At 42.5% G+C, this 15,308-nt stretch carries 11 protein-coding genes and 1 tRNA gene; 9 read left to right on the forward strand and 3 right to left on the reverse strand.

Going from position 1 to position 15,308, the window contains the following annotated elements; genetic code table 11:
* Window positions 1–166 precede the first annotated feature (166 nt).
* The 3 genes from I5907_RS01455 (at window position 167) to I5907_RS01465 (ending at window position 3,626) form a co-directional block, all read left to right on the forward strand.
* Window positions 167–240: transfer RNA gene (locus tag I5907_RS01455), tRNA-His, on the forward strand.
* A 59-nt stretch (window positions 241–299) separates the two neighbouring features.
* Window positions 300–875, forward strand: a complete 576-nt coding sequence (locus I5907_RS01460; protein ID WP_196988973.1) for a hypothetical protein — start codon at window positions 300–302, stop codon at window positions 873–875.
* Window positions 876–968: 93 nt separating this feature from the next.
* On the forward strand, window positions 969–3,626 hold the full coding sequence (locus I5907_RS01465) for a TonB-dependent receptor (RefSeq protein ID WP_196988974.1): 2,658 nt from the start codon (window positions 969–971) through the stop codon (window positions 3,624–3,626).
* A gap of 168 nt (window positions 3,627–3,794) precedes the next feature.
* On the opposite strand, the gene I5907_RS01470 is transcribed toward I5907_RS01465, so the two are convergent.
* A complete protein-coding gene (locus I5907_RS01470) occupies window positions 3,795–4,211 on the reverse strand; it encodes a DUF4293 domain-containing protein (RefSeq protein WP_196988975.1) in 417 nt (138 codons plus the stop codon).
* A 318-nt stretch (window positions 4,212–4,529) separates the two neighbouring features.
* On the opposite strand from I5907_RS01470, the gene ffh reads away from it, so the two are divergent.
* The 4 genes from ffh (at window position 4,530) to rlmN (ending at window position 9,761) form a co-directional block, all read left to right on the forward strand.
* Window positions 4,530–5,849: a signal recognition particle protein gene (ffh, locus tag I5907_RS01475; RefSeq protein ID WP_196988976.1), complete on the forward strand. Its 1,320-nt coding sequence runs from the start codon at window positions 4,530–4,532 to the stop codon at window positions 5,847–5,849.
* A gap of 208 nt (window positions 5,850–6,057) precedes the next feature.
* The gene (locus tag I5907_RS01480) at window positions 6,058–7,245 is read left to right on the forward strand and encodes a proline dehydrogenase family protein (RefSeq protein WP_196988977.1); all 1,188 of its coding nucleotides are present in this window, start codon (window positions 6,058–6,060) and stop codon (window positions 7,243–7,245) included.
* A gap of 174 nt (window positions 7,246–7,419) precedes the next feature.
* Entirely contained in the window at window positions 7,420–8,406 is a 987-nt protein-coding gene (locus I5907_RS01485; protein ID WP_196988978.1) for an alpha/beta hydrolase, read from the forward strand.
* Between the two features lie 311 nt (window positions 8,407–8,717).
* Window positions 8,718–9,761, forward strand: a complete 1,044-nt coding sequence (gene rlmN / locus I5907_RS01490) for a dual-specificity RNA methyltransferase RlmN (RefSeq protein WP_196988979.1) — start codon at window positions 8,718–8,720, stop codon at window positions 9,759–9,761.
* A gap of 3 nt (window positions 9,762–9,764) precedes the next feature.
* Here the strand turns inward: rlmN and I5907_RS01495 are convergent, their stop codons facing one another.
* Window positions 9,765–11,555 carry a PAS domain-containing protein gene (locus tag I5907_RS01495; protein WP_196988980.1) on the reverse strand — a complete coding sequence of 597 codons (1,791 nt, stop codon included), beginning with the start codon at window positions 11,553–11,555 and terminating at the stop codon, window positions 9,765–9,767.
* A 201-nt stretch (window positions 11,556–11,756) separates the two neighbouring features.
* Here I5907_RS01495 and I5907_RS01500 point away from each other — a divergent pair, with 201 nt between their 5' ends.
* Window positions 11,757–12,839 (forward strand): pseudouridine synthase, encoded by a 1,083-nt coding sequence (locus tag I5907_RS01500; protein WP_231401928.1) that lies wholly within the window; start codon window positions 11,757–11,759, stop codon window positions 12,837–12,839.
* Window positions 12,840–12,976: 137 nt separating this feature from the next.
* Window positions 12,977–13,696, forward strand: a complete 720-nt coding sequence (locus I5907_RS01505; protein WP_196988981.1) for an RluA family pseudouridine synthase — start codon at window positions 12,977–12,979, stop codon at window positions 13,694–13,696.
* 213 nt (window positions 13,697–13,909) lie between these two features.
* On the opposite strand, the gene I5907_RS01510 is transcribed toward I5907_RS01505, so the two are convergent.
* Window positions 13,910–15,226 carry a vanadium-dependent haloperoxidase gene (locus I5907_RS01510; protein ID WP_196988982.1) on the reverse strand — a complete coding sequence of 439 codons (1,317 nt, stop codon included), beginning with the start codon at window positions 15,224–15,226 and terminating at the stop codon, window positions 13,910–13,912.
* Window positions 15,227–15,308 lie beyond the last annotated feature (82 nt).

Here is a 15,308-nt window from a genome sequence, read left to right on the forward strand (position 1 = left end):
CAGAATACATGGCGTCTTCGTTGCGTCGCACTCTTGTACTTTTTATCGTGAGGCAGCAGTGCGAAGCAGATGGACAGTGGAATACACAAAAGAAATTACAAATGTTATTTTGGCTGCTAACGCTATTTGATTATTTTTGCTGCCCGAAATGTAAAACGGGATTACGGAGGCTGTAGCTCAGTTGGTTAGAGCGTCAGTTTGTGGCACTGAAGGCCGTGGGTTCGAGACCCATCAGCCTCCCAAAAGCAAAACCTTGTAAATACTGATGTTTACAAGGTTTTTTATTTTAAACTGCTTCTATGAATAATGCCCTTTTCCTCGTTCCGCTTATTGCTGCCCTGGCTTCCTGGCTGATGATCAGGATTAGCATTCGCAGCATTTTCTGGAAGAATGGACTGCTTGCAAGGGTTAAAGGCCCGTTGGCTGCAAGTATTGCCAGTGCTTTAAATAAAGAAATACTCAACTCTTCTTTGCTTACGCAACAGCTTACAAGTGAAAAAACGCTTGAAAACGCAATGCCGGTTATAGAAACGCACACCGATCATTTTCTTAATCATAAACTAAAGGAGGCAATTCCTGTTATCTCCATGTTTGTAGGCGAAAAAATTATCAGCCAGTTAAAAGAATTGTTTCTGCAGGAGTTAAAAGAACTCTTTCCATCTGTTATGTCGCAGTTTATCGGCAACTTGTCGCAAAGCGGCTCTCTTGAGCAAGAGATTGTGTTAAAATTGCATACGATATCTATTTCAGCAAGCAGGCAACTCTTTTACCGGAGGTTTGGCCAAAGCATCAGGAACATTGAATTCATTTTCGCCGCTGCCGGCCTCGTTGCAGGTTTTATACAATTGGCTATTACATTGCTTATACTGGCATAGAACAATACTGGTAATCCACTAATCTTATAAAAAACATTTCTATAAACCACCCTGCGTGTAGCATTTAAGACCTTGAAAAAAACAGCAATTTAAATGAAACTATTACTTACCATTATTAGTTGTACACTTATTACAGCAATCTACGCGCAGCCTCCGGGCGGCGGTTTTAACAGGCAGGGTGCAGGTGGCCAGAATATGAATATGGGCCACATTTTTGGAAAAATCATTGACGATAAAACCAACAAAGGAATCGAGGGTGCCACTATTCAGCTACTCGGAAAAAAATTTGATACGGCAACCCGTGCCATGAGAGATTATAACGCTGCCACATTACTTACGGAAAAGAATGGTGATTTCAATATTGAAAACCTTTCTTTATTTGGCAATTACACCATTCGCATTTCCGCCATTGGGTACGTTGATTATTCTGATACTGTATCCTTCGGTTTTAAACGACCACAACCAGGCGCAGCACAACAGGGCAACCAGCAGGAGCGTATGCAGCAAATGATGAATGCCACTGATAAAGATCTCGGCAACATTAAACTTACAGCATCGGAAGCAAACCTTGGGAATGTTACGGTTACCGCAGCCGCCAAGCCATTTTTTGAGATGGGTGTTGACAGGAAAGTCTTTAACGTAGATAAAAACATTGTGAGCTCCGGCCAGTCTGCTACTGAATTAATGAAGCAGATACCATCTTTAAATGTAGACATAGACGGTAACGTAACCATGCGCAATGCCAGCCCTACGTTGTTTGTAGATGGCAGGCCAACAACGTTAACGCTGGACCAGATACCTGCCGACATTATAGACAAAGTGGAACTGGTAACAAACCCTTCTGCTAAATATGATGCATCGGGAGGCAATGCAGGCATTCTCAATATTGTACTGAAGAAAAATAAGAAAACAGGCTATAATGGCGGTATTCGCGGAGGTATAGACTCCCGCGGTAAAGTAAATACCGGGATAGATATAAATGTGAGACAGAACAAACTCAACTTCTTTCTCAGTGGAAGTTATAACCAGCGCAAATCAAAATCCACCTCCTACATTAACAGGGATAACTTTTTTGATCCGCCAAGTAATATCTTACAAAATAGCAACTCAGTAAACGAAGGCTATTTTGCCTTTATACGTGGTGGCTTTGATTACCTGATAGACAACAGGAACACGCTTTCTGTTTCCGGCAATTTTAACCGTGGCCAGTTTAACAGCGATGAAGACCAGGTTATAGATTCTACCATTGGTGGTTTGCTTGCCACGCACAGCATGCGTACGGCATTTTCTGAACGTAATTTTAAAAACTATGGCGCACAGCTAAGCTTCAGGCACAACTTCAGAGAGAACGGTCATAATATTACTGCAGATGTTAACTATAACTCTAGCACAAACGATAACATAGGCGATTATAAAACGAACTATTACCTGCCCAACACCATTGCTTTTAAATATCCGTCTTTACTGCAACAAACACTGGGTTCGGGTTTCAACAAATTTATTACCGTGCAGAGCGATTACGAAAATCAGCTGAATGAAAACATGAAAATTGAAGCTGGCGTACGAGGTGCACTAAGAAACTTCGAAAACCTGAACGAACAGTATGTGTATGATTATACCAACAGCAAATATGAATTACTGCCATCCATCAGCAGCAAATATAAATTCACTGACCAGGTATATGCAGTATATACCACTTATAGCCTTAAAGCAAAAAAATGGACTTACCAGTTAGGGTTGCGTCTCGAAAGTTCCAACTATGATGGAACCCTCCTGGGTAAAGACTCTTCTTTCTCGGTTAAATATCCTGTAAGCCTTTTCCCGAGTGCATTTATTACATACAGGCTTGCTGAAAAACAGGATATACAAATCAACTATTCAAGACGTATCAACAGGCCCAATTTCTTCCAGTTGATGCCGTTTATTGACAACAGTGATCCGCTGAATATCAGCATTGGTAATCCCGGGTTAAATCCTGAGTTTACCAACTCTTTCGAGTTCAATTACAATTATGCTTATATCAAAGGAGCAAATCTCCTGATCTCTGCTTACTACAAAAGAACAAGCAACCTCATCACCAATTACATTTACAGGGATGTTAACCCCGATACCTCTATCAATAAGAATGACAGTGTGTATTATACAACCTATGTAAACGCAGATAACAGCCGTTCATTCGGTCTTGAATTTACCAACAGGATCACCATTGCCAAATTCTGGGATTTTACAACCAACCTCAATTTGTTCAATTCAAAAATCAATGGCGGCTCTGCACAAAGTAATATCAGTACAGAAAGATGGAGCTGGTTCTTTAAAGTGAACAACAACTTTAAATTACCCAAAGGATTTTCTATACAGCTTTCCGGAGATTACCAGGCAAGAACCGTGCTGCCGGCTAATTCCGGTGGTGGCAGAGGACCTGGCGGTGGTGGATTCTTTGGTGGTGCCATTACCACGGCCCAAGGTTATATTGACCCACGCTACAGCTTTGACGCAGCCATTAAAAAAGACTGGAGCTGGAAGAGTGGCGAAAGTCTTTCCATCACACTTAGCATGAACGATTTCATGCGTACACAGTTATTCAAAACTTATTCAGAGTCTGATTATTTTAAACAGTATTCAGAGCGGAGAAGAGACCCGCAGGTACTACGCCTGAATGTTAATTATCGCTTTGGCAAGTTTGATGCAAACATCTTTAAACGCCGCAACAACAAAGCCGATTCCGGTGGTGGCGGTGAGATGATGCAGTAATTTTCATAATGCACATGGGTAATAAAAAAGAGGCTGCAATTGCAGTCTCTTTTCTTTTAAATTTATTTATGTACCCGGCATTAGTACTGCTATTAAGCGCCTGTTGCGTCGCACTCTTCAACTGCAGGAACAGGCTTGAACAAATGCGAAGATCGAAGCGGAAAAAATTTACCGCAACCGGTCAACACTCTTTACCAGTTTTTCATCTTTATAAATTCCCCTGATGGCGAGTAGTATAAACACAGGAGGAAGAAACACCAGCGGAGAACTCCAGTCATGTTTACCTTCTACAAATTTTGCTGTAGCACTAAAAAATAAAACAATGTTTACGATGGCTAATACCAGCACTGCAAAAGATACTTTCATTTGCATTTTGCGGTCTTTGTAGAGAAAAATAGTCACCAGCGCAGCAATTGCCACGGCTACGGTAAGCACCATGAGCAACATATTATCCTGCGCGGTTAAAGACTGGAAGGTTTTAATGTTATTCTCCAGTTTATTACCACTGAAAAATGAAAGCTTCAGCGTAAGAAAAGAACAAACAGAAGCAAGTAACAACCAAATGGACTGAATTCTCTGTATCATCAGAAAGGTTTTTGATTAGCAATTTTAGTAAAAATAAACAACCGGTTCTATACTGCGGGAAATATAAAAGTCAAAATCTACGCCACTAAATTTTTAGAGATGGGCTTATGCAGAGTTGCGCACATGATGTCTTTAGCGCCCTGCCGCCGCCAAAAGTGCAGAACGTACAAGTGAGTGACACAACCGGCGATGCCACAAAGAACCAATGCCGGTAACCACAATAAATATTACACCAGCCACCGGTTTTAAACAGCGCAAAACGCCCCTCACTTTACTCAAAACTTACTTTATATTTGCAGCCCGTTTAACAGAAAAAATATGTTTAACAATCTTACCGAGCGTTTAGAATCTGCGTTTAAGAACCTGAAAGGTGAAGCGAGGATCAATGACCTTAATATTGCCAATACCGTTAAAGATATACGCCGTGCACTGATTGATGCAGACGTAAACTATAAAATTGCCAAAGAGTTTACAGACAGGGTAAAAGACAAAGCTGTTGGCAGTAAGGTAATCAATGCTATTAGTCCGGGCCAGTTAATGGTAAAGATCGTTAAAGACGAACTGGTAGAACTTATGGGCGGTGAAGAAGCCGAGTTTAATACTACCGGCAACCCCGCAGTAGTGTTGATTGCAGGTTTGCAAGGTAGTGGTAAAACAACTTTTAGCGGAAAGCTGGCCAGCTACCTGAAAAACCAAAAAGGCAAATCTCCCTTGCTCGTAGCTGCAGATATTTACAGGCCGGCAGCGATTGACCAACTGATGGTTCTTGGTGAGCAGATTGGTGTGGATGTATATAGCGAGCGTGAAAACAAAGATGCGGTAAGCATCGCGCAGAATGCCATTAAAGAAGCCAAAAGCAAAAATAAGAACATTGTTATTATAGATACCGCCGGTCGCCTTGCCATTGACGAAGCCATGATGGCCGAAGTGGCAAATGTAAAAGAAGCGGTAAAGCCAAATGAAATCTTGTTTGTTGTAGACAGTATGACCGGCCAGGACGCAGTTAATACAGCCAAAGCATTCAATGAACGTTTGGATTTTACAGGTGTAGTACTTACCAAACTTGATGGTGATACAAGAGGTGGTGCTGCATTGTCGATCAAATACACGGTGCAGAAACCGATCAAATTTGTAAGCAGCGGTGAAAAGCTGGATACGCTGGATGTTTTCTACCCCGAGCGTATGGCGCAGCGTATTTTAGGCATGGGTGACATAACAACCCTTGTAGAAAAAGCACAGGCACAGTTTGACGAAGAACAGGCAAAAAAACTGGAAAAGAAAATCCGCAAAAACCAGTTCGACTTTCAGGACTTTCTTGATCAGCTACAGCAGATAAAAAAAATGGGAAACATCAAAGACCTGATGGGTATGATACCGGGAATGGGCAAGGCTATAAAAGACGTTGATATAAGTGATGATGCATTTAAAGGCGTGGAAGCAATCATTAATTCGATGACGCCGTATGAAAGAGCCAACCCTGATAGTATTACACCAGGGCGCAGGAACAGGATTGCAAAAGGTGCTGGTAAGCAGCTTGCAGATGTAAACGCGTTCATGAAACAATTTGAGCAAATGCGCCAGATGATGAAAATGATGAACAAAATGCCAATGGGTAAAATGCCGGGCATGAGAAAATAACCGCAACATAAGCGTAAATGAAGCCGGCAATAAATTTTGTTGCCGGCTTTTTTATTGATATTACCTGCCGCGTACAGGCACATGCCTTCATAAGCATTTTCAAACGTCTTTTTTTGTTAAACTTCTGCACAAATAATTCAAATAACTTACTTGAATATTTTAATTTATAAGTCACAGTACAGATATTTGCCAATGAATGAATGTTAGTATGGATCTATCCTTCGATAACACCGAAACTGCATTTGCATACAAGAGTGATAAAGAGTTGAAAAACGGGCGTTGGTTGCTAAAAACCATGCACTACCCTATGTTCGTAGCCGTAGGAACAAGGATCACTCCCTTCCTGATGAAAACAGGATTGCCAATTCACGGAATCATACGCAAAACAATATTTAAACAGTTTGTTGGTGGAGAAACATTGGAAGATACCCAACCTGTATGCGATATGCTGGCGAAGTATAACGTAAAGGTTATACTTGACTACGGCGTAGAGGGTAAGGAAAGTGAAGAAAGTTTTGACCATGCTACAGAAGAGTTCATTAAGGTAATCAATTACGCAGCCACGCAGGATAACATTCCGTTCATCAGCATAAAAGTTACCGGTATTGCACGTTTTGGCTTATTGCAAACATTGAATGAAGCACCACGCTTAAGAAGCGGTGTACATGATCATGAAGAAGAAATTGCAGAGAGAGACCGTGTGTATGACCGGATGTACCGCATATGTGAAGCTGCTGCTGAAAAAGGTGTTGGCGTGCTTGTAGATGCAGAAGAAAGCTGGATACAGGATCCCGTGGACAGGCTTGTAATAGACATGATGTCTATTTTCAACAAAGAAAGACCGATTGTTTATAATACTATTCAACTTTATCGACACGACAGGTTGCAATTTCTGAAAATGAGTCACCGTATTGCCAGGCAAAAGCAGTTTAAACTGGCTGTTAAGCTGGTGCGCGGGGCCTACATGGAAAAAGAAAGAGCAAGAGCTGACGAACATGGATACCCTTCTCCTATTCAGCCGGATAAAGAAAGTACTGACAGGGATTACAACGAAGCGGTGCGTTTTTGCCTTGAGAATATTGCCGATACGGCTGTTATTGTGGCATCTCACAATGAAGAAAGTAACCTGCTTGCGGCACAACTGCTGGATGAAAAAGGTTTACAGCACAATCACCCGAACGTACATTTTTCCCAATTGTACGGCATGAGCGACAATATCACTTTCAATCTTGGTAAGGCTGGCTACTCAGTAAGCAAATATTTACCCTTTGGCCCCATACGCGATGTTATTCCGTATCTTATGCGCAGGGCGCAGGAAAATACCAGTGTAAGCGGGCAAACAGGCAGGGAATTATCTCTGATCAACAAAGAGTTGGAAAGGCGCAAAGCCGGGTAACACCAACACCCCCATTATTTTTTGCTTTCTTTTTTACCGGGGAAAAAAATTCACATGCCTCAAAAACAAGCCACGGCACACTTTTGGCTTTCCTCCTGTTTATAGCTTGGCAGTTTTAATGGCCATAATCTTAAACCTCGCAAGCTTTTACAAGTCAATAAAAAAATCAAGGTTATGAAGACGGGCAGCATATTTATAATCCTCATTACGGACTTATTGTTATCCTCATGCTCTAAAGACAATGCGTACAGGAATACCAACACTCCACCAGATAACCCATCGGGCACCGCATTTAAAGATGTAACATACGCAACAAATACCAACTGGCTTGGCCAGCAGGAAGACCTTAAACTGGATGTTTACCAGCCGGCAAACATGGTTGATGGTGTTAAATATCCGCTACTCGTATGGATCCACGGCGGAGGTCTCGTGGGTGGCGACAAATCAAGTTCAGACAAATTTTGTACGGCCATTGCCAACAAAGGGTTTATCGTTTCATCCATCAATTACCGCCTCGGCTGGACACAGGACGAAAACAATACCTGTAATGGCGATACCACGCAGGCAAAAGAAGCGTCTTACCGTGCGGTACAGGATGCAAGAGCAGCACTGCGGTTTCTCGTGGCTAATGCAACCACATACGATATAGATACAAGCTGGGTGTTTATTGGAGGTGCCAGTGCAGGAGGTATTATCACCCTTAACACATCTTACTATACCCAACAGCTGGCAGACGATTTTATGCCTGCTATCACCGCGAAGCTCGGTTCCCTGGACCAGGGTAACACGCTGAAAAACACCTACCAGATAAAAGGTATTCTTTCTATGTGGGGCGGCATGTCGAGGCCGGAGATCATTACCGCAGCCAATGCAAAACCAACCATTTTTTACCACGGTACGGCAGACCAGGTAGTTCCTTTTGATATTTCACATTATTATACCTGCGATAATTTTCCTGCGAGTTACGGCACAAAGCCTTTGTATGAAAGACTTACTACACTGGGCATTCCGGCGGTGGCCCACATAGAACCCGGTGGCGGCCATGGGGTATTTAACGACGATTTCCTCGTTTCCAACAGTGTATGTTTTCTTAACAGCCTGATGTCTAAAACCCCGGAAAAAGGATATTATGTAGGCGATAATGCCATGAGTTGCAAGTAGCATAAACTTTAATGTATATATCTCGAAACCGGTTCAGCGCAACCGGTTTTTTTCTGTAGCCGGCACAAGCTTTTCATGGCATCGCCTGTTGCCACGCTCGGTTCGGGGTTCCGTTTTTATGGCGGCTGAGGCGATCTGTTTACTCAACCATCTTGCTGGTACGGCTTTCTTTGCTGGTTAATATTTGCTATCGCCTGCTCCACAAAGCTCCAACAGTATAAGTGAGTGACACAACAGGCGATGCCACCTTCACTACAGCCCGTTACCAAATCCTTCACTAAAAAGAAAGCACCGTGCGCTATCTTTGCGGCATGAAAGAAGCGCAGAACATACGCCATTTGAGTCTTCGGGAACTGGAAACCTTTTTTGAAAAAATGGGCGAAAAGAAATTTCGCACTAAACAGGTGTATGAATGGCTATGGCAAAAACATGCACACAGCTTTGATGATATGACGAACCTGAGCAAAGAGCTGCGTGCAAAACTGGGAGATGAATTTACTTTACCGGCACTAAAGGTTGATGCTACGCAATACAGTGCAGACGGCACTATTAAAAGCCGCTTCAAAACACACGACGGCCATTTGGTTGAAGGCGTGCTTATACCTACAGACGAGCGTAAGACCGCATGCGTATCGTCGCAGATTGGCTGCAGTCTGAGCTGCAAATTTTGTGCAACGGGTTATATGGAACGCAAAAGAAACCTTTCATTCGATGAAATTTACGACCAGGTGGTGCTGATCAACCAGCAAAGCGAAAGAGTGTACGATAAAAAACTGAGCAACATTGTTTTTATGGGTATGGGCGAACCGTTGCTCAATTACAACAATGTAATGAAGGCGATTGAACGCATTTCTGCAGAAGATGGTTTATTCATGAGCCCAAAACGCATTACAGTATCAACCGCCGGTGTGGCCAAACAAATAAAGAAACTGGGAGATGATAAAGTACGCTTCAAACTTGCTTTGTCATTGCATGCTGCCAACGATGTAAAGCGCAACGAAATAATGCCTATCAATGAAACCAACAATATACGCGTTCTGATTGATGCATTGAATTATTTTTACAAGCACACAAAGAACGAAATAACGTTTGAATACATCCTCTTCCAGAACTTCAATGATTCGCAAAAAGATGCGGATGAGTTAATCAGGATTTACAGGCAGGTACCGGCAGACCTTATTAACATTATTGAGTACAACCCTATTGATGCTTTCAGGTTTACCAAACCCGATGAAGATACCATTGAAAACTTTATGAAATACCTCGAAGCCAACCGCGTAAATGCAAGACTCAGAAGAAGCCGTGGCAAAGATATTGATGCGGCCTGCGGTCAGCTTGCCAATAAAGACAGGTAATTTTTATTGTTCCGGCAGGTAGGTTTTTTCAACAATGTGTTTCACGGCGTTGTCAAGATTATTGGCAGAAACCTGTAACAGTTCTACAATGATCCTGTTTTCTTCGGTAAGTTGCTTTTTATCGAGCAGGCTGATCAGGTGTTGTATATTGGCCAGTGGCGAACGCACTACATGAGACTGCAGAAATGCTATTTCCTTTAAGCCTTTATTCTGTTCTTCCAGGAGGTTTTCTGTGCGCTTTATATTGGTGATATCGACAGCATTCAGCAAAACCGCATAGATCTCACCCCGCGAATTACGAACCGGGTTAAACCCTGTTCTCAGCCAGTATGTGGCGCCATTTACGTCTATACTTGTCTCCCAGCGCAAGGGCACTTTATCAATAAATACCTGTTGCACTTTTTCAAGCCAGTCTGCGGCAGTTGTGGAGTGCAGTAAACTGCCCATCTTTTTACCCGCAATAGCTTCGGCCGGCATGCGGAGAAAATTTGCAGCCATTTGGTTGGCGAACAGGTAATTCATATCCCGGTCTACCATCATAATAAGATTGTCAACATTCTCCACCAGGCCTTTGTATTTTTCCTCGCTCTCTTTCAAAGCAAACTGAGATTGTTTCCAGTTGGTAATATCTCTCGATGCACTTAAAAACCGATGTGCATTACCGTCTTTATCCCTGATAACCCTGGTAGTTGTTTGAAAATATACATAATGCCCTTCCTTATGCCGTATGCGAAATTCTTCTTTAAATGAATCTATACCCTGCGAAACCCGAAGGTTATTTTTTTCAAACAACCCTGCTGCATCTTCAGGGTGAATAAGATCAAAAGCGTTGTTGCCTGCAAGTTCAGCAGGCCCATAACCAAGCACTGTATGTGCGGAAGGTGAAACATATTCAAATACGCCGTTTACATCGTGCAATGCAACGAGGTCCAGTATGTTATCGGCCAGTAATTTGTAGTGGGCTTCGCTTTTTTTGAGTGCAGCATCGTATTTTACCCGGTGTGTTATATCCCTGCAGCATGCAAGTACATGTACTACTTCGTTATTTTCATTTCTTATAAACCTGCGCGTGGTGTGAAAATGCAGCCATTTGCCGTCAGCATTTCGTAACCGGTACTCAAACACAAACTTTGCATCTCCGGGGAATAGTTCCGGTTTAAAATGTTTTTCTATGTACGCCTTATCGTCTTCGTGCAGTAAAAAGGCAGGATTAATGCCGGTAAGGCTTTCTGCAGTAAAACCCAGCAAATGGTCAACCGCCGGCGAAATATAGGCTATCCTACCATCGGTATTGTATAACACAACAAGATCTGTGGTATTTTCCGCAAGCAGCTGGTATTTTTTTTCATTTTCCTGGAAATGAAAAATGAGATTTTTCCACTTTGTAATGTCTCTCACCACCACAGTAAAACCCGTATTTGGCATTACAGAAATTCTTGCGTTGTACCATTTTCCTGTTTTATTATGTTCCAGTTTATATTCGATCGACTGTGTCGCTACCTCGGCTTCAGCCTTATCAAATGCAGCCTGCATTAGTGCAAGTACATCAGCAGGAAAAGAAACTTCAGTGATATTTTTGTTCAGGAACAAAGCAGGTGGCAGTAAAAGGTCTGTTGATTGATGTTGAAAACAACGTTTAAAATTTCGCTGTTTATCCATCAGGAAAACAAGATCATCCATCGATGCCAGTATCTCGGCCATTTCTTCGGCAGAAATAAAATCCTGGCCGGTTTTCTTATATTGATTACGATATACACCAGGCAGTAATTGCCCGTTCATTTGCCCGTCCCTCATTAGCAGTTATTTCTTGAAAGAGAATGTTCAGTTGTAAGATATAACGAAAATACAACCGGTTTTTATATACATTCTATGATTACTGTCATATATCTCCGGGCTTGTAGAATTCTAAATTGGCTTTTTTGCTGCTGCTAACCGCATAAGAAAACAATACAATACCTTTACCGCTCCTGTTGAAAAACAGCAAAACTGTATATTATGGCAAAACATGCATTCGACAAGTTCATGAACAAAGAGTCCGGCGCAAAAAAGAAAGAAGCAATACGCCAGGAGAAAAGAAAGATAAAAAAGGAAATCCGTAAGAAGATCGAAGAATCCAAACTGCAAAAAGCTGCCGCTACCAATGGTTTTCTTAAAAAGAGGCTTGAAGCTGAAAAGACTGCCAAAAACAATGACAAACCAAACAGCACTACGCCGCAAAGACCAGTAAACAGGCCTTCCAATACAACGGCTCCGCGTTACAAACAAGGCAAACCCGTAAAACAAACCTACCAGCAGATAACACAAAAACCACAGCAGCAAAAAGAATCAGAAGCTGAACAAATGCCGCTGAATAAATATATTGCCCATGCCGGCATTTGCGGCAGACGGGAAGCTGCAGACCTTGTGAAAGAAGGAAAGGTGAAAGTAAATGGTTCTATCGTTTACGAGCCCGGTTATAAAGTAGGCGCCGCAGATAAAGTTGTTTTCAAGGGTAAACAACTTTATGCCCAAAAGAACCCCGTTTATATATTATTAAATAAACCCAAAGACTATATCACTACCGCAAAAGACCCGGAAGGCAGAAAAACAGTACTTGATCTTTTAAAGGGCGCAACCGACGAACGCATTTACCCTGTTGGCCGGCTTGACAGGAACACCACCGGTGTACTCGTTTTAACAAACGATGGAGAACTGGCACAAAAACTCACCCATCCCTCGTTTGAAATAAAAAAAATCTACGAAGTAAGACTTGATAAGCCGGTAGCTAAAAAAGACCTCGAAGCCATTCTCGCAGGCGTTACGCTCGAAGATGGTTTCATCAATGCAGATGCGGTTTCTTATGCAGATGCAAAAGACAAAAGCGTGATTGGTATAGAGATACACAGTGGCCGCAACAGGATCGTTCGCCGCATTTTTGAACACCTTGGTTACGATGTAAAAAACCTCGACCGTGTTATGTTTGCCAACCTCACCAAGAAGAATGTTGATCGTGGCAAATGGCGTTTTCTCACAGAAAAAGAAGTACGCCTGCTCAAATACATGAACAAATCGTTTGTAAGAAATAAGAAAGAAGAATAAAAACCATTTTGTACCAGGCTGCAGCATTGCTATGATGCTTTGGTTGCGTCGCACACTTGTACGACATTGCATGTTTCACCATCTTCGGGTGCCACTACGCAATTTATTTGCAGCATCTTCCTGTTTATACATCAGTTATGAGTAAACACAACAAACCACAGGTAATTTTTGAGAATCATCAATTTGTTGTAATCAATAAACCGTCCGGCTTACTCAGTGTGCCAGACCGTATGCAGTCAGAGCCATCGCTGAAAGATATACTGTTGCAGCAATACGGCAGCATTTACACCGTACACAGGCTCGACAGGGATACGAGTGGTGTAATTGTATTCGCGAAAGATGATGTAACCCACAAAGAATTATCTCAGTTATTTGAAAGCCGGGATGTAGCAAAATATTATCTCGGCCTGGTTCACGGCAACCCTGCACATGAAACCGGCATCATAGACGCGCCAATGATGGAGCACCCTGCAAAAAATGGCAAAATGGTTACCCATCAAAAAGGGAAGCCTTCTTTAACTGAGTATGAAGTGCAGGAGCATTTCAAATTGTATGCATGGGTTAAGTTTCGTATTCATACCGGCCGCACACACCAGATAAGGGTACACATGCAGCACATTGGTAACAGTATCGTATGCGATGAACTATATGGTTCGCCTGAACCTATATTGTTATCATCGCTAAAGAAAAAGTTCAATCTTTCCAAAAGTGAAGATATTGAACGGCCCCTGCTTTCACGGCTTGCATTACATTCTGCCAGCCTGCAGTTTATACACAAAGACACCAACTACAACTTCGAAGCAGAATTACCCAAAGACCTGAAAGCAACTTTACAGCAGTTAAGAAAACTGTCGTAAATTTTTTTGGCGTAAAACACATAAATACAGCGCAGTTTCCGCGGCTGCAATAAGAAAATTTTACTAAAAAATGGCAATTTTCAGCCAGCAGTGTAAACGTTTGCACAATACTTTTACAATTGAATTGTACAACTCATTATAAACGATTTGCCTACGGGCAATTTATGGTTGACGGAGGTAATGTCTATTACCTCCTCTTTTTTATACAAGACCCTACAAAACCGGCTTTACCCCTGCAGCCTTTAACTGCGCCACAATAAAATTACCTACGCCCCGGCCTTCTGCCTGGCCTTGTTCAATGGCATCACGATAATGAATACCACCATATAAACGGGATATTGCAGCTTCTTCTGCAGCCTGGCGGAAAGAGGAAAACGTTCGTGGCTGTAATTCAAACATGACCTCGGTATTATCTGTAAAAGCAAACGCATCACCAAAAAGATAACTCAGCACTTCGGCCGATGCAGTCGAGATTACACTGTGACCGCTCGTATACTCAGGAAATGGCGGCGTTTGCAGCAATGGCTGCCACCTTACATCAATATAGTGGTTGATATATGTTTCAGGTCTTATACGGTTACTCCGGAATTTTTCATCCCAGCAACTTATAAACGCATCCATGAGTGTAATGCCTGTAAGCGTATTCACTTGTATCGTCCTGTCAAAATCTAACGAGGCCTTTTCAGCTGCAATTGCAGCAATATTCATCCAGTGGCCACCCGGGCTTATTTTTTTAAAACCCAGCGACATGTGCCCGGAACTGGCCACTACGAAAGGATTGCAATCCCAAAAACCGGCAATATTCAATTGCTCCTGCGTAGGCGCCAGCGAAACGTTGTACACTTCTTTGGCAAGCGCATAAAACGCACTTGTCGTGTCTTTGCTAAATGCAACAGGCGGCAAAGGCAAAAACTGGTTGCAGGAATCTATAACCAACGGCTTCACGGTACGCCAGTTTGGCTCCACAGCTTCCATGTAAGCCGGTGGTGTGGGAAACCAGTAACCTTCTCCTTTTACAGGCGTGTAACGCAACTTTGCGCTCAGCTTTCCATAGTCGTCTGTTTTTGACCACAACGCTATCTGCGCAGCAACAGACTTTGCAAGGCTTACCGAACTGTCTATAATGCTTTGTTTTACTTTTTGCTTTTTCAATGCCGCAATAAACTTTTGCTGGTTTTCTTCCAGCATATAACCGGAAGGCAGCAACAACCTTCCCGACTCATAAATGGCGTATAACGATGCAATGCGGTAGTCATAATCTGTTTGCTGCATTGCAATGGAAACGGGTTGGTAACGCTTTACAAAACTTTGGAGCGGCACAATGCTGTTATTATGGTTCGCTATAATGTTATAGGCACCGAGCATGCAATACGCATAGTAGCGGCTGGCCGCGGGTGGGTTTACTACATCATGCATCATTACCATAGACAGGGAAAAAACTGCAGGCTGCACCATTTTTTCGTAGGCAGCATTCTTCTGCCCCCTGGCTATAAGCGAGCAAAAAAGTAACAGTATAGTTAAGCGTTTCATTAAAGCGGTAATTTTTATGTTACAGGCTATGTTGCTACCATCAGCACCTGTTGTGTCACTCACTTGTACGTTTGGTTCGCTA

Origin of the sequence: Panacibacter microcysteis, from assembly GCF_015831355.1 — a bacterium.
GTDB classification, from domain to species: domain Bacteria; phylum Bacteroidota; class Bacteroidia; order Chitinophagales; family Chitinophagaceae; genus Panacibacter; species Panacibacter microcysteis.

Bases quoted from the DNA above. Each gene is read 5' to 3' on its own strand.
- I5907_RS01505 (WP_196988981.1), top strand. From the start codon at position 12,977: ATGAGTAAACACAACAAACCACAGGTAATTTTTGAGAATCATCAATTT.
- rlmN (WP_196988979.1), top strand. From the start codon at position 8,718: ATGAAAGAAGCGCAGAACATACGCCATTTGAGTCTTCGGGAACTGGAA.
- I5907_RS01510 (WP_196988982.1), bottom strand. From the start codon at position 15,226: ATGAAACGCTTAACTATACTGTTACTTTTTTGCTCGCTTATAGCCAGG.
- I5907_RS01495 (WP_196988980.1), bottom strand. From the start codon at position 11,555: ATGAGGGACGGGCAAATGAACGGGCAATTACTGCCTGGTGTATATCGT.
- I5907_RS01470 (WP_196988975.1), bottom strand. From the start codon at position 4,211: ATGATACAGAGAATTCAGTCCATTTGGTTGTTACTTGCTTCTGTTTGT.
- I5907_RS01480 (WP_196988977.1), top strand. From the start codon at position 6,058: ATGGATCTATCCTTCGATAACACCGAAACTGCATTTGCATACAAGAGT.
- I5907_RS01485 (WP_196988978.1), top strand. From the start codon at position 7,420: ATGAAGACGGGCAGCATATTTATAATCCTCATTACGGACTTATTGTTA.
- ffh (WP_196988976.1), top strand. From the start codon at position 4,530: ATGTTTAACAATCTTACCGAGCGTTTAGAATCTGCGTTTAAGAACCTG.
- I5907_RS01465 (WP_196988974.1), top strand. From the start codon at position 969: ATGAAACTATTACTTACCATTATTAGTTGTACACTTATTACAGCAATC.
- I5907_RS01500 (WP_231401928.1), top strand. From the start codon at position 11,757: ATGGCAAAACATGCATTCGACAAGTTCATGAACAAAGAGTCCGGCGCA.
- I5907_RS01460 (WP_196988973.1), top strand. From the start codon at position 300: ATGAATAATGCCCTTTTCCTCGTTCCGCTTATTGCTGCCCTGGCTTCC.